Consider the following 14,382-nt stretch of genomic DNA (forward strand, 5'->3'; position numbering starts at 1 on the left):
ATCATATCCGGTAGATTAATAACAATAACGGATCGAGCGTGCGGAATGCGAGTCCGCTCCATGAAAGCGGACTCGCATTCCGCACGCTCGAACTAATTTTATATCGGTCAATCGACCGGACATGATATGACTAATGACTAATGACCAATGACTACTGACTTTTAATTGTTCAATAATTCTGGAACGCTAATCGGAATTTTAATAATAAATTCCGTACCCTTTCCCGGTGCTGAAATACACTGCAATTCTCCTTTGTGTCTTTCGGTGATAATTTGATAGCATATCGACAAACCCAGTCCCGTACCTTTACCTACAGGTTTGGTTGTAAAAAAAGGATTAAATATCTGCTCGACTACCTCCTCGCTGATTCCAGATCCGTTGTCAAAGATCCGGATCTCTACCCATTTTTTCTCTACAACTTTGGTAGAAATTTTGATAATCTTGAGATGAGTTTCGCTGGTTGGTTGTGGCTTTTGGTTATCTTCCTCAAAAGCATCAATAGCGTTATTGAATATATTTATAAATACCTGATTTAGCTGTCCGGGATAGCACTCGACTTTCAGTAAATTGCCGTAGTTTTTGATAATTTCAATGCCGGGATAATCGGGTTTAGGATTCAGGCGGTTTTGCAGCATCACCAGGGTGCTGTCAATACATTCGTGAATGTCAGCTAATTTCATTTCTGCTTCGTCAAGCCTCGAAAAAGTCCGCAGCGACTTGACAATATCGCGGATTCTGTCCGCCCCTGTTTTCATGGAAGATAAGATTTTTGGCAAGTCTTCTCTGATAAAATCCAAATCAAGAGATTGCAGTTTTTCTTGAACTATCGGTAGGGGCTTGGGATAGTGGTGTTTGTAGATATCGGCCAGTTCCAGCAGATTATTTGCATACTCGTCAGCGGGAGCTAGATTGGCGTAAATGAAGTTGACTGGATTGTTGATTTCGTGGGCGACACCAGCTACTACTTGTCCCAGAGATGACATTTTTTCGCTTTGAATTAGCTTGGCTTGAGTCTGCTGCAATTGCAACAAAGTTTGTTCTAGGTGTAGAGTTTGTTGTTTTAGTTGTCCGGTGCGTTCCTCAACTCTAATTTCTAGCTCGTCTTTAGCTTGTTTGAGTGCTGTTTCTGCTGATTGGCGCTCGACTATTTCTGCTTCTAGGAGGCTGTTTGCTAGTTCTAATTGGGCGGGACTGGGAAGGGCTAGGGCTTGAGGGATTAAGTCTACTAAAAGTATGGCTGTAGCGAAGGAGATAGTGGCGGTAATTGCTTTGAGGGTTCCTGAAAGCCAATAGGTAGGATGCCACAGCGTCCAGACTTCAAATATGTGAGTGATCCCGCAGGCGACGATAAAGGCTCCAAACATGGCAAAAATCCAGTCAAAGGGCAAATCTTTGCGTTGGGAAATAAAATAAATTAGTGTAATCGGGATGGAAAAATACGCCAGTGCAATGATCGAATCTGAGGCTACGTGAAGCCAGACTAACTCGGTCTGCCACAGATAGCAGTGTCCGTGAGGAATAAATGACCCGGAACTAAAAAAAGTTTTCCACATTTCTTGCATAATATTTCCTTTGAGTTGTGAGAAAATGGACTCTGACTGGTATGAATTAATTTCAACCAGGTGTTTCTTTCACCTGCGGCTAAATCACTTATGCGTTCATATTCTCTCCTAGCTTCAGCAAAAATCAATCTGTATTTGGAAATAATAGGCGATCGCCCCGACGGATATCACGAACTGGCGATGGTACTTCAAAGCATAGATTTGGCCGATCGAATTGACTTGCGCGCGATCGGTACGGACACGATTCGCGTGCGCTGCGATCACCCGCAAGTTCCTCCTGATAAAAATAATTTGGCTTACCGGGCGGCGGATTTGTTGGCGCAGCAATTCCCCGATGCTTTGGCGAAATACGGCGGAGTCGAGATTGCCATTCACAAACAGATTCCGGTGGCGGCGGGGCTCGCTGGCGGTTCGGCAAATGCGGCTGCGGTTTTAGTCGGGATGAATTTGCTGTGGCAGTTGGGGCTGACTCACTCGGAGTTGCAAGAGTTGGGGGGAACTTTGGGTTCTGATGTGCCTTTTTGTATTGCTGGAGGTACGGCTTTGGCAACGGGCCGCGGGGATCAATTGTCTCCGCTGCCGGATTACGGCGGGTTGTATGCGGTGCTTGCTAAGTTTCGCAATCTCAGTATTTCTACGGCATGGGCGTATCAAACTTATCGTAAGCAGTTCAGTAGTTCCTATTGTGCTGCAGAGGATTTGGACTGTCGCCGGGAACGGCTGCATTCGGGGCCGATGGTGGGGGCGATCGCCCAAAAAGATCGATCGAAAATTGGTCAGTTGCTGCACAACGATTTAGAAAAAGTGGCTTTACCCGTGTACCCGCAGGTGTTGCAATTGCGGGAGGCTTTTGAGTCGGCGGGGGTTTTGGGAACGATGATGTCGGGTTCCGGGCCGACGGTGTTTGCGCTGGCGGAGTCTCAAGAGCAGGCTCAGCAAATTGCGGAACGGGTGAAAAGTGCGATCGCTTCTCCGGATTTGGATTTTTGGGTAGCCAAGTTTAGCAATACTGGGATTCGGATTTTTTCGGAAGGAAATGATACGAAACCGCCGATTGTGAGGGTGTAACTCGCAGATGGTGCGATCGCGATCGTCGGTTAAACGTCAATGGGGGCGATCGACAAAAATGAATCTAACTTTGCACAGAGTCTATTGAGATCGCAGAACTGATAAAATGACAGCAAACACAGATTTTTCTTTTGGTAAATTAACCAGAAATCTAAAATCTAAAATCTAAAATCTAAAATCGTCATGGCTGATTTAACTAATCCAAATTCTACATCTCAACCTCTAAGTTCGGCGGGGGATGCAACGCCTGCATCTTCTAAGCAGCCGACTATTTTGCGGTGCGTGACTGGTTCGCTGATCGCGAGTGTGTTCGCTTATGGTTTGTATTCGCTAACTATGTCGATCGCTCTAAGTTTTGCTAGCAAGCCGCTGCATTCCACCAATATTACTGTGCTTAAAATTAGTGTCGCCGTGCGAACTTTGGTAGTCGGAATGGTGGCTTTGGGTACGGGCGTGTTTGGACTCGCGGCTGTCGGTTTGATGCTGCTGGGTTTGCAAATTTTGATTCAAAAGCTGGTGAAGAAACCCGATACGTCTTCTGGTGTTTAAGCGTTATGTCTCTTACCAAGTAAATATCAGTGCAATTATTTATTGTCACAGCAAGTGCCTAACTGGTAGTGAAACTAATTTGGCTAATTTCTCAGCAACATCTACCCGGTGACATTTCTCGGGATTCATTTCAGCACATAACAATAGAACTGTGCCTTGCTGAGTGATTTCTGCAACTTCACGCAAAGCAGCTTTGGCTTTTTTTTGATTGGGCGGTATCCACTTTTGGGTACCCGATGTATTTCCTAAATCGATTTTAGAAATGTATTGAATATTTTTTGACAAGCAAAATTCTTGAATTTTATCCCCATACCATCTTCGAGTCCAAGCGCGAGGATTTTTCCTAACATCTATTACATATTTAATATTATTATTTTGTATATATGCTAAAAATAAATCGTAGTTTTGGCGATTTCCATAGCCAAAGGTAAAGATGTATTCATTCTCAAGTTGTTCGGATTCATTACATTTTTCGCAAAAATCTTCAACTTCCTCTTTATTAGTCGTACTAAGAGAAATCTGAGCTGATAGAGAAGATTCATTATTTTGGCAAAGAAGTTTGTTCATCATAATTAATAATTAGAACAAGGAAAGCTGAGAAACTATTGGTGGATAAAACAAGCCAATTATCATGAAACTTTTTTTATGGTTTTTTAAGTTGCCTACTATAAAGTATAAATCCTTATCACCTAAAAATTCCACCTCTAGTTTTTGCCTTACTTTTTCGAGGGCGTCCTTTTCCTTGGCTAGTGGGGTTAAACTCTGAGATTTATCTCTACATTTCCTATAAAGTTCTTTAATTTCCCAATCACTAATACTATACCGATGTTCGTCGCCGTCTTCATCAATAAAATTATACCCAAACTTATAGGGGATTTTTTCAAGTTCTATTGTTGGCTCAAACAAATCTAACTGATCGATAACTCCTTGCTGCTTTGGATTCCACTCACGTGTGGTTTCTTTACAGAAATACTTTTTAATCGTTCGTGGTTTAATAATCCCTAGAGACTTATCTTGATTTTCTATATCCCGAATCGATCTGAACTTTAGTGGTAAAACAAGTTTTTTTCGTTCACTCCAGTTATTACTCGTGTCAATTTTTTTCACAACTTCTATTGATTCATCATCTATCTTAAAACTCTCCAATCTATAATCTTTATTATCTCTTTCGATTTTAGCACTTATAATAGACCATCTTGGATAACGCCGATCGAAATCTAATTGTCGGAAGCGAATAGGATAAATGCGAACTCACTTAAGTGGTTTTTCTTCATCATCCAAGATAACTCCCGCTGTGCATACCGTTTCTCGGTACTTTGTACTAATTGATGGATATGTTTTGGTTGCAATTAATATTTTTTCCCTTTCCATAATTTTTATTCTTGATAATTGCATTTTTATATGCAATCGCTAGTGATATGTTTATAGATACCATAAAATATAATTTATGGCAATAGCGAAGACATTTTCCAGAATGAGTAGTAGTATATCCCAAATGGTTAGAGTTGGGCGCTTCACCGCAAAAACCTTGTTTGGTAACAGTGAGTTTGAGTATGCCTTGGCTGCCGGATGATTGGGAGGGAGATGACCCTTGTTGGAAGTTGATTGCGGGCGTGATAGAGTTGCCGGAAGCTCTGGTTCATGATGAAGTTTTGTTTTGACCAAAAGGGGCTATCGATTATTTTTTTCTTTTTATTTCCCACAAAAACTCCGTTCGTGCTATAATTCTGCGGGACTTTAGCAAAAAGGGGTGCTTTTGCATGAAAGCAGAATTTTATTATGATTGTCACAAATATATTTGCAGTTTAGTTCAAGTTGATTTTGTTAAAGAATTAAAAGTTAAAAATCATCAAGGTTTTGTGTTGGCTGTTAAGCAAGGTGAAAAGATTGGGCTTTTGGGGAAAAGTCGGCATAATGCTAAACAAATTGATGTTTCTAAGCCTCATTTTTATAATGTGATTAAAGCAGCTATGAGCGCTTTGGAATTAGAAACTAGAAATGAGGTGATATTAGAGAGGAATCGCACGATTGCTGATGGTGAAGATACGATTCAGCAGCAAAACCGAGAAATTCGTCTTTTGAATGAACAGCTTAGAATTCAAGCGACTCAGATTGAGCAATTGTCAAGGGAAAACCAGCAGTTATCGGTGCAGTTTGTAGAGAAGGAAATTAGAGAAACTCCAATTAATTTAGCCACCCAGGAAAATTTAGCTGCGGTGGGAATTGAGGAGGGAAGTGGAGAAGCTGAAATTAGTCAAAAAATTGATGATTTGCCGATTATAGATTCTGGGTTAGAGGTGCATTTAATCGAAAATCAGCAGGATTTGGAGGAGGTTGAGATAGCGGAAACAATCAGCGAGGGCGGTGTTGAAGTTGTTGATTTAGAAATCATAGAAGAAGTAGACGCTGTATTAGAAGTTGCAGGAGGTGAAACCGAAATTAAGCACCTACCGAAAAGGGGTTCACAGAGAAAGGCGAGAAAGAAATAATCAAAGATTTTAATTTTTTTTTAAGGCTCAAAGGTTCGCAGTTAGGACTTTAGGAATGAAAATTTAATAACTTAAGCGATTGCTCGTTACCAGGCTCTGCCTGGTAATGCAGATAGGCGAGGCTCTGCCTCCGTTTGATCTGGCAACTTACAGGAGAGAAGACTGTAGGAGGTGTTTAAGTTATTAAGTTTTCGATCCTTAGTCCGCCTTCAAGAAAAACTGAATTCCGAACGATCGAACCTTTGATACTTTATTATGGGTTGGGATTTTGCAAAATTTCTCTAATTTTTGTCCGAAATAGACGCACGGCGGATCTTTGTCCGATCGCCCTGCTTTGTTGGATAAATTCGGGTATTTCTGCGATCGGAAAAAAGGGAAAAGCTAAAAGTAAGAAGAGCTTGACATACATCCGCTATCTACGATATATTTATGTTATATTTAGTATTTTACCGCAACTGCGATATGATTCTAAGTTAGACCTAAAAAAATATCTGAGTAGTCTATGCTTGGAAAATAGTTAAATATTAAGCTCAGTCGTATTAGGAGGCTATTGATGAATAAGAGTTATGTTATATGGAACAACAAGGGTGGTGTTGGTAAGAGCACCATTACCTTCCACATTGCATCTATGTATGCCGAGAAGAATCAAGATCGAAATGTGGTGGTCATAGATATGTGTCCACAAGCAAATTCGTCAATGATGTTGATGGGAGGTGGTACTGAGGCAGAATCTCGTCTCCAGGAACTAATTATTGGAGATGTACCTAAAACTGTTGTGGGGTATTTGACGGATAGTGTGTTAAAAAATGACACCCGTGATGTAGATAAGTATTTGCTTAAATTACAAGAAACTAATCCAAAGTTACCGTCAAACCTTTTTCTGATGTCTGGCGATGGAAACCTTGAGTTAATTGCACCCTTGTTGGCAGAAAGAGCTAATGCAGCACCATTGTCAAGTACGGATTCTCCGTGGGTAGAAATACATTCAATCATTAAAAAGTTTACACAGCGCCCTCTGTTTGACAAACCAACAACATTTTTTATCGACACCAATCCCAGCTTTTCAATTTATACACAGATTGCAATCCTCTCAGGTCAAAAGTTGTTGGTGCCTATCAATGCTGACGACTCATCGATTTATGCCATATCGGGATTGTTTAACTTAATATGGGGTAGTGAGAGGACCCATCCAGTGTATGGAAACTACACTTTTGCAGGTAAAGTTGATACTTTTAAGATGGAGAGACCCAAAATCGCACTTCTACTAGGAAATAGATTTACTCAGAAAATGGGTGCAGCACACGCATTCAAAGCACTGTCACAAGAAGCCGTCAAGAAAATGTTTTTGGAGTATAAGCAAAATAAAAGTCGTTTTGTTGAGAATCCACTAAATATTGAGACTCAACAGGAATTTGAAAGAGCTTATAGTTGCGAATTGAGAGATTTTAATAGTGCTGGCGTAGTAGCAGCTAATCAAGGGCTACCATTAAGTAAAATGCTAGATCAAGGTCGTTACACAGTTTATGAACAAGAAATCCAAGTTTCTAAAATACAACGAGATTTATGTCACGAGGTGATTGAAGCACTTGTTGCAAGACTATGAAACTATCGTTAACTCTTTGAGGTTACGGATTTGTATGGCTGCATATCATTGGTGTCAAATTAAGGACTGTTGCAGCGTGCGATCACCTGATTGATGGCGGTCGTTATTGACCTATACCACGCCAGATTAAGCAGATATCATACTTATGAAAGTGGGGTAACAATGAGATAAGCTATGAGAGCGTGTCGAATCGTTATGCAATGTTTCAAACAACCTTTGACTCCCGGATAATTGGCTCTTATTTAGGATTAGAAGAAGTTACTATTTGCCCTTTCATCTTGAGATTCCTCTATCCGATAATTTTTGGATTAATTTTTTTAAGCCAGTAAGTATTCCGGTACCATAATCGATCGCATTTTTGCAAAAATTCTCAACAGTTAAGCGAAAAAAACCCTCGCAACTGGCCAATTTTTCCCCCGCAGCATCGCCCGCAGCCAAATTTTGACAATTATCTAGGGCGATCGGTAAAATTACAGGTGCGATGGCTACGCCCCGGCTTGCGCCTACGAACTATTGTCACCAACATTAAATCCTTCAGTCATCAGCAGTTCCCCAAGATATGCATAATTGTTGACAGTATTGCACAATAGATAAAATTGTAAATATATAGCACCTACGTCTTTTTACCGCTGATGAATAGCAGATTCCTCGATCGACTCCACCACCCCTCGCGCCCCGTCATCGTCTTCGACGGCGCAATGGGAACCAACCTGCAAGTCCAAAACCTCACCGCAGAAGACTTCGGCGGCAAAGAATACGAAGGCTGCAACGAATATCTCGTGCACACCAAGCCGGAAGCCGTCGCCAAGGTGCACCGGGGATTCCTAGAAGCAGGGGCCGATGTCATCGAAACAGACACCTTTGGCGCTGCTTCCATCGTGCTCGCCGAGTACGATTTAGCCGACAAAGCCTATTATCTCAACAAAACTGCCGCCGAACTCGCCAAAGCTATCGCAGCCGAATTTGACACGCCAGAAAAACCGAGATTTGTTGCAGGATCGATCGGCCCTGGCACCAAATTGCCAACATTAGGACACATCGATTTCGACACGCTAACCGCCGCTTTTACCGAACAAGCAGAAGGACTTTATGACGGCGGCGTTGACTTATTTATTGTCGAAACTTGTCAAGATGTGCTGCAAATTAAATCAGCATTAAATGCCATCGAAGAAGTATTTAAGAAAAAAGGCGCGCGGATTCCATTAATGGTATCAGTCACAATGGAAGCCACCGGCACAATGCTAGTCGGTTCCGACATCAGCGCCGCTTTAGCTATTTTGCAGCCCTATCCCATAGATATTTTAGGATTAAACTGCGCCACCGGGCCCGATCGCATGGCGGAACACGTCAAATACCTTTCCGAACATTCGCCCTTTGTCGTTTCCTGCGTTCCCAACGCCGGTTTACCCGAAAACATTGGCGGCCACGCGCACTACAAACTCACGCCCATAGAATTAAAAATGGCCTTGATGCGCTTCGTCGAAGACTTAGGCGTGCAAGTCATCGGTGGCTGCTGCGGCACCCGCTACGATCACATCCGCGAACTGTCAGAAATTGGCACAACTCTTAAACCCAAGATTCGCGAAATTAGCTGGGAACCAGCCGCTGCTTCAATTTATAGCGCCCAACCCTACGAACAAGAAAATTCTTTCTTAATTGTCGGCGAAAAACTCAACGCCAGCGGTTCCAAAAAATGCCGCGATTTGCTAAATGCCGAAGACTGGGACGGTTTAGTCGCAATGGCTAGGGAACAAGTGCGAGAAGGCGCGCACGTTCTCGATGTCAACGTCGATTATGTCGGCCGCGACGGCGTGCGCGATATGAAAGAATTAGTTTCTCGCGTTGTGACTAATGCAACTCTCCCTTTAATGTTGGATTCCACCGAGTGGGAAAAGATGGAAGCTGGCTTGAAAGTGGCGGGCGGCAAATGTTTGCTAAATTCTACTAACTACGAAGACGGAGAACCGCGTTTTTATCAAGTTTTGGAGTTGGCTAAAAAATACGGCGCGGGGATAGTAATCGGGACGATTGATGAAGATGGGATGGCCAGAACTGCTGACCAAAAATTTGCGATCGCCCACCGCGCCTACAACGCCGCTGTCGCCTACGGAATTCCAGCCTCAGAACTCTTTTTTGACACCCTGGCTTTGCCAATTTCTACCGGGATTGAAGAAGACCGAAAAAACGGCAAAGCTACCATCGAATCGATCCGCCGCATCCGCCAAGAATTGCCAGGTTGTCATGTGATTTTAGGAGTTTCTAATATTTCTTTTGGCTTGAATCCGGCGGCGCGGCAAGTTTTGAATTCTATGTTTTTGCACGAAGCGATGCAGGCGGGGATGGATTCGGCAATTATCAGCGCTAATAAGATTTTGCCGATCGCCAAAATCGACCCCAAACACCAAGAAATCTGCCGTAAACTGATTTACGACGAACGGGAGTTCGACGGCGAAATTTGTGTTTATGACCCCTTGGGCGACCTGACAACGGTGTTTGCGGGCAAAACTACCAAGCGCGATCGCACCGAAGACGCAAACCTGCCCGTAGAACAACGCCTGAAGCAGCACATCATCGACGGCGAACGCATCGGGCTCGACATCCAACTCGCCAAAGCATTAGAAACCTATCCGCCGCTGCAAATTATCAATACCTTCTTGTTAGACGGCATGAAAGTAGTCGGAGAATTGTTCGGTTCGGGACAAATGCAGCTACCATTTGTATTGCAGTCAGCAGAAACCATGAAAGCCGCAGTTGCTTATTTAGAACCGTACATGGAAAAGTCCGAATCTGGGGACAATGCTAAAGGCACATTTATCATTGCGACTGTCAAAGGCGATGTTCACGACATCGGCAAAAACTTGGTTGATATTATCTTATCAAACAACGGCTACCGAGTGATTAATTTGGGAATTAAACAGCCAGTTGACAATATCATCGAAGCTTACGAAAAGCACAAAGCCGATTGTATTGCGATGAGCGGCTTGTTGGTGAAATCCACTGCTTTTATGAAGGAAAATCTGGAGGTATTCAACCAAAAAGGAATTACTGTTCCCGTGATTTTGGGCGGTGCGGCTTTGACTCCCAAGTTTGTGCATGAAGACTGCCAAAATACGTATAAAGGTAAAGTTGTTTACGGCAAAGATGCGTTTTCTGACTTGCATTTTATGGACAAACTGATGCCAGCCAAATCTGCTGGTAACTGGGAAGATTTGGCTGGATTTTTAGATGAAGCTGAAAATGGCAACGGGGCTGTCAAAGCAGCTAAAAGTTCGGCAGAAACCGCCGTAGGAGATGCCGAAACAGCAGACACTCCGGTGATTGTTGATACCAAGCGTTCCGAAGCAGTTGATGCAAATATCGATCGCCCAAATCCTCCTTTCTGGGGAACAAAACTGTTATCGTCCGAAGATATCCCCTTTGAAGAACTTTTATGGCACTTGGATTTGCAAGCCTTAGTTGCGGGACAGTGGCAATTCCGCAAGCCAAAAGACCAATCGCGGGAAGAATACGATGCTTTCTTAGCTGAGAAAGTCTATCCAATCTTGGAGGAGTGGAAACACAAAATCATCAATGAGAAGCTGTTGCATCCCCAAGCAATTTACGGGTATTTTCCTTGTCAGTCTGAAGGCAATTCTTTGCATTTATATGACCCAGAAATTATGAATAACGGGCAAGATGTATCGACACCCGCAGCAACATTCACCTTTCCCCGGCAAAAATCGGCGCGCAGGCTGTGCATTGCCGACTTCTTCGCGCCCAAAGAATCGGGTAAAATCGATGTATTTCCGATGCAAGTAGCGACGGTGGGAGAAGTTGCTACGGAGTACGCGCAAAAGCTGTTTGCTAACAATCAATATACCGATTATCTCTACTTCCACGGGTTGGCGGTACAGACGGCGGAAGCGGTAGCAGAATGGACTCACGCGCGGATTCGCCGAGAATTGGGTTTTGGTAGCGAAGAACCGGACAATATTCGGGATATGCTAGCGCAGAGATATCGGGGTTCGCGGTACAGTTTTGGCTATCCTGCTTGTCCGAATATGGCGGATCAGTACAAGCAATTGGAGTTGTTGAAGTGCGATCGGATCAACTTGTATATGGATGAAAGCGAGCAGCTTTATCCCGAACAATCAACTACCGCAATTATCACCTATCACCCAGCGGCTAAATACTTTACCGCTTAATTTGTAGGGTGGGTGCGGATTAAACTATCGCCCATTTCAATTGAGCGGGTTCGTAGTGCGGACTTTAGTCCGCATTTAATAAAAACTAAAGTCCGAACGATCGAACCTGTTTGATAATTGGTTTGTAGTGCGGACTTTAGTCCGCATTTAAGAAGGACTAAAGTCCTCACTACGAACCTGGCTGGAAAGACAAAAAAGCACTTTAAAAAAGTGTTTTTATCAACATGAAGTTTGATTTTCCTACCAAACTTTTACGAGTGATTCCGGGGAGTGCGGGCGCCTGCAGATGCTCCGGCCATTGAAGCAACCAAACCCAATAGCGAGCCGAACAAAAATGACCAACCTGCTTTCGCGGCATTTTCTGCAATATTGCGAGTATCCTGAGCAGATACGTTAGGCGCTTGGTTCGGCAGATTTACCCCGCTTTGCTGCGCTTGATTAAGTGCTTCTCCGGCATTCGCAGCTACTACACCAAAAGTACCGGCTACGCCGTTTGCTAACAGCCAAGAGCCAATTGTTAAGGTAGTTGCCCACAAAATTGCTCCGTTCAAAAGCGCGGTGCTCCGGTTCATCGGGCCGCAAGCGCGAGCTGTTACCCAGCCGCCAACGCCCAAGCTAATTAGCAAACTGATGATTGACCAAATTCCGACTCCGGTACCTACGCCGCCGGCAATAGTGCGCGGTGCTCCTGAGTTAGCAATGTTGCTCAAGCCGATCGCAGCGCCCAATGCACTCAACACAAGTTGTGTGCCGATCGCAATTACCAAACCTGAAAAGATCGGGCCCCACCGCACTCGATCGTGGTATTCCATCACTGAATTCACCACTACGGGTTCGGTAACAACATTATCGGCAGGTCTATTTACGTATGACATATTTTTTTTCCTCTGAGATTTGATGATTTAGTTTTTAAGAATCTTGTTTGCCCTTAAGCACTGATTGTCACTGAGTTTGATATAAAATATATCGGCCTGGGGAAATAACTAGCATCTATGTCTGAAGAAAGAAATAACAAAGTTATCACCCGTCAGCCAGAAGCTATTAGCTAAGGACTGATTGCTAATGGCCGATCGGGCAATAAGTATTTTATCCAGTTAAAAAAGTTTCGCGGACGTATAGAGATAAGACAGCTTAACGCAATTTTACAGCCGTTCCGACGGCAGTAATCAGCAGCAAAGCTCCAGAAGAGTCTACATTAATCGTGCCGGTATCAACTTCCACCCCGATTACGGCATTGGCACCGAGGCGTGCCGCTCGTTTTTCTAGTTCGGCGAGGGCATCTCGCTGTCCTTTGAGAAACACTTCCTCGTAACTGCTGGTGCGCCCACCAATGATGTCGCGAATCCCGGCGAAGAAATCTCGCAGGGCGTTGGTGCCGTAGACCACCTCAGCAGTTACAATTCCCAAGTAAGACTGAATTTCTGCTCCTTGGATGATATCAGTTGTTGTTACAATCATCAGTTGGCCTCAATGGCGAAAATTTTGAGTTGGTCTTGTTCTGTATATGTACTACATCTCGCCGTTCAAAGATTCCAGCCAAATTCTAAGCTGGAGCGTCTATTTGAGATTGGGGCCTTGAAGATTTGAGAATTGACTTGCAGCATTCAATTTGGGAGGTTGAACTCGGCTCTAAAATTTTGGGATCTACCCTGACGCAAGCGTCGGGCACTGGTGTCGGTTTCTGTTAAGTCGGCGATGGCAAGCTGACAGCAAGTAGCTTTTTCAATTCACACACTTTTTGAAACAAATGGCCCTTCACAAACAAAGTCTTTTGGTATTCAGTACGCTCTTAGTAGCAGGATTCGCTGTCGCAGTGCCGCAGATAGCACTCTCAGCAGAAACATCTGTTCAAGTTCAACCTAAAAACGATCCAAATTTAGATGCTCTGCTGCGACAAGGACGCGAGTTTGTAGATTTAGGAGACTACAGTAAGGCGATCGCCATTTATCAACAAGCAGCCCGTTTAGATGCCGAAAACCCGCGCATTTTTTCCGGTATTGCCTATCTACAAGCGCGTCAAGGCAACTATCGAGCCTCAGTAGAATTTTACCAACAGGCGATCGGTATGGAACCGAACAATGCTGACTTTCAATACGCATTGGGATACGCTATGGCGAATTTGCAAAACTATCCAGCAGCAGCAGCAGCTTACCGTCGCGCCACCGTGCTCGACCGAAAAAATGTTAACGCCCGCATCGGTCTTGGAGTGGTACTCTTTCAGCAAAAAGATTACAGCGGTGCATTTAAAGCATACCAAGAGGCGATCGCCCTCGATCCGAAAAGTTGGCAAGCTTATTCTTCAATGGGTTTAGTATTGATCCAGCAGGGAAATTTTGCCAGTGCAGTTACTGTGCTCGAACAAGCAGCCAAACTCGCTCCCAAACAAGCCAGCGTCCAGTTAAAATTAGGTACTGCTTTCCTGCGGGGTGGCAACACTTCCGAAGGGCTAGCAGCTTTTGAAGAAGCTGCCAAACTAGAGCCTCGGAATCCTGAAGTCCAAGTAGAAATTGGCGAACTTCTCCAATCTCAAAACGACTTAGAAGGAGCGCTTTTAGCTTATGGGCGGGCGATTGCGGTGCGACCTAATTCAGTGGAAGCACACAATGCGATCGGAGAAATTCAACTAGAAAAAAAAGATTTTTTAGGAGCGATTACCAGTTTTCGGCGAGTGATTCAGCTCGATCCAGACCGGGCAGAAGCTTATTACAATATGGGTAAAGCATTCAAAGCGCGCGATCGCAAATCCGAAGCAATTCAAGCCTTTCAACAAGCCCTAGACACTTACCGCCAGCAAGGCAACAATGATGGCGCACAAAAAGCCGAGGCGGCGCTTAATGAACTGAAGTAATTAGTCAGTAGTCAGTTGGCAGTAGTCATTGGGGAATTGTTAGCTGTTGACTGTTAGCTGTTAACTGTTAACTGTTAGC

At 43.9% G+C, this 14,382-nt stretch carries 13 protein-coding genes; 7 read left to right on the top strand and 6 right to left on the bottom strand.

What is annotated here, in order from left to right:
- Positions 1-161: 161 nt before the first annotated feature.
- A complete protein-coding gene (locus IQ270_RS10050; RefSeq protein WP_193973083.1) occupies positions 162-1,562 on the bottom strand; it encodes a sensor histidine kinase in 1,401 nt (466 codons plus the stop codon).
- Between the two features lie 90 nt (positions 1,563-1,652).
- On the opposite strand from IQ270_RS10050, the gene ispE reads away from it, so the two are divergent.
- Both ispE and IQ270_RS10060 read left to right on the top strand, forming a co-directional pair.
- Positions 1,653-2,630: a 4-(cytidine 5'-diphospho)-2-C-methyl-D-erythritol kinase gene (gene ispE / locus IQ270_RS10055; protein WP_193973084.1), complete on the top strand. Its 978-nt coding sequence runs from the start codon at positions 1,653-1,655 to the stop codon at positions 2,628-2,630.
- Positions 2,631-2,813: 183 nt separating this feature from the next.
- Positions 2,814-3,179 (top strand): DUF3082 domain-containing protein, encoded by a 366-nt coding sequence (locus IQ270_RS10060; RefSeq protein WP_193973085.1) that lies wholly within the window; start codon positions 2,814-2,816, stop codon positions 3,177-3,179.
- A gap of 45 nt (positions 3,180-3,224) precedes the next feature.
- Here IQ270_RS10060 and IQ270_RS10065 read toward each other — a convergent pair whose 3' ends face one another.
- Complete coding sequence (locus IQ270_RS10065) at positions 3,225-3,749, bottom strand: DUF488 domain-containing protein (RefSeq protein WP_228056229.1); 525 nt, start codon at positions 3,747-3,749, stop codon at positions 3,225-3,227.
- Between the two features lie 9 nt (positions 3,750-3,758).
- Positions 3,759-4,286, bottom strand: a complete 528-nt coding sequence (locus tag IQ270_RS10070) for a hypothetical protein (RefSeq protein ID WP_228056230.1) — start codon at positions 4,284-4,286, stop codon at positions 3,759-3,761.
- Between the two features lie 425 nt (positions 4,287-4,711).
- On the opposite strand from IQ270_RS10070, the gene IQ270_RS31870 reads away from it, so the two are divergent.
- Both IQ270_RS31870 and IQ270_RS10075 read left to right on the top strand, forming a co-directional pair.
- Positions 4,712-4,840 carry a hypothetical protein gene (locus IQ270_RS31870; RefSeq protein WP_255532405.1) on the top strand — a complete coding sequence of 43 codons (129 nt, stop codon included), beginning with the start codon at positions 4,712-4,714 and terminating at the stop codon, positions 4,838-4,840.
- A gap of 99 nt (positions 4,841-4,939) precedes the next feature.
- Positions 4,940-5,668, top strand: a complete 729-nt coding sequence (locus IQ270_RS10075; protein ID WP_193973086.1) for a hypothetical protein — start codon at positions 4,940-4,942, stop codon at positions 5,666-5,668.
- Between the two features lie 253 nt (positions 5,669-5,921).
- On the opposite strand, the gene IQ270_RS10080 is transcribed toward IQ270_RS10075, so the two are convergent.
- Positions 5,922-6,077 carry a hypothetical protein gene (locus IQ270_RS10080; RefSeq protein ID WP_228056231.1) on the bottom strand — a complete coding sequence of 52 codons (156 nt, stop codon included), beginning with the start codon at positions 6,075-6,077 and terminating at the stop codon, positions 5,922-5,924.
- Between the two features lie 144 nt (positions 6,078-6,221).
- Between IQ270_RS10080 and IQ270_RS10085 the strand changes: the two genes are divergently transcribed.
- Together IQ270_RS10085 and metH are read left to right on the top strand one after the other, a co-directional pair.
- Positions 6,222-7,271: a ParA family protein gene (locus IQ270_RS10085; protein ID WP_193973087.1), complete on the top strand. Its 1,050-nt coding sequence runs from the start codon at positions 6,222-6,224 to the stop codon at positions 7,269-7,271.
- A gap of 632 nt (positions 7,272-7,903) precedes the next feature.
- A complete protein-coding gene (gene metH, locus IQ270_RS10090) occupies positions 7,904-11,455 on the top strand; it encodes a methionine synthase (RefSeq protein ID WP_193973088.1) in 3,552 nt (1,183 codons plus the stop codon).
- A 251-nt stretch (positions 11,456-11,706) separates the two neighbouring features.
- Here metH and IQ270_RS10095 read toward each other — a convergent pair whose 3' ends face one another.
- Both IQ270_RS10095 and IQ270_RS10100 read right to left on the bottom strand, forming a co-directional pair.
- On the bottom strand, positions 11,707-12,330 hold the full coding sequence (locus IQ270_RS10095) for a hypothetical protein (RefSeq protein WP_193973089.1): 624 nt from the start codon (positions 12,328-12,330) through the stop codon (positions 11,707-11,709).
- A gap of 256 nt (positions 12,331-12,586) precedes the next feature.
- A complete protein-coding gene (locus tag IQ270_RS10100; RefSeq protein WP_193973090.1) occupies positions 12,587-12,913 on the bottom strand; it encodes a YbjQ family protein in 327 nt (108 codons plus the stop codon).
- Between the two features lie 289 nt (positions 12,914-13,202).
- On the opposite strand from IQ270_RS10100, the gene IQ270_RS10105 reads away from it, so the two are divergent.
- Positions 13,203-14,303: a tetratricopeptide repeat protein gene (locus IQ270_RS10105; RefSeq protein WP_193973091.1), complete on the top strand. Its 1,101-nt coding sequence runs from the start codon at positions 13,203-13,205 to the stop codon at positions 14,301-14,303.
- Positions 14,304-14,382 lie beyond the last annotated feature (79 nt).

The organism is Microcoleus sp. LEGE 07076, assembly GCF_015207455.1.
Taxonomy (GTDB): Bacteria; Cyanobacteriota; Cyanobacteriia; order Cyanobacteriales; family Microcoleaceae; genus Microcoleus.

Excerpts from the sequence above, each read along its gene's own strand:
- IQ270_RS10065 (WP_228056229.1), bottom strand. The coding sequence starts at position 3,749 with ATGATGAACAAACTTCTTTGCCAAAATAATGAATCTTCTCTATCAGCT.
- IQ270_RS10060 (WP_193973085.1), top strand. The coding sequence starts at position 2,814 with ATGGCTGATTTAACTAATCCAAATTCTACATCTCAACCTCTAAGTTCG.
- IQ270_RS10095 (WP_193973089.1), bottom strand. The coding sequence starts at position 12,330 with ATGTCATACGTAAATAGACCTGCCGATAATGTTGTTACCGAACCCGTA.
- IQ270_RS10080 (WP_228056231.1), bottom strand. The coding sequence starts at position 6,077 with ATGTATGTCAAGCTCTTCTTACTTTTAGCTTTTCCCTTTTTTCCGATC.
- metH (WP_193973088.1), top strand. The coding sequence starts at position 7,904 with ATGAATAGCAGATTCCTCGATCGACTCCACCACCCCTCGCGCCCCGTC.
- IQ270_RS10105 (WP_193973091.1), top strand. The coding sequence starts at position 13,203 with ATGGCCCTTCACAAACAAAGTCTTTTGGTATTCAGTACGCTCTTAGTA.
- IQ270_RS10075 (WP_193973086.1), top strand. The coding sequence starts at position 4,940 with ATGAAAGCAGAATTTTATTATGATTGTCACAAATATATTTGCAGTTTA.
- IQ270_RS10050 (WP_193973083.1), bottom strand. The coding sequence starts at position 1,562 with ATGCAAGAAATGTGGAAAACTTTTTTTAGTTCCGGGTCATTTATTCCT.
- IQ270_RS10100 (WP_193973090.1), bottom strand. The coding sequence starts at position 12,913 with ATGATTGTAACAACAACTGATATCATCCAAGGAGCAGAAATTCAGTCT.
- IQ270_RS10085 (WP_193973087.1), top strand. The coding sequence starts at position 6,222 with ATGAATAAGAGTTATGTTATATGGAACAACAAGGGTGGTGTTGGTAAG.
- ispE (WP_193973084.1), top strand. The coding sequence starts at position 1,653 with ATGCGTTCATATTCTCTCCTAGCTTCAGCAAAAATCAATCTGTATTTG.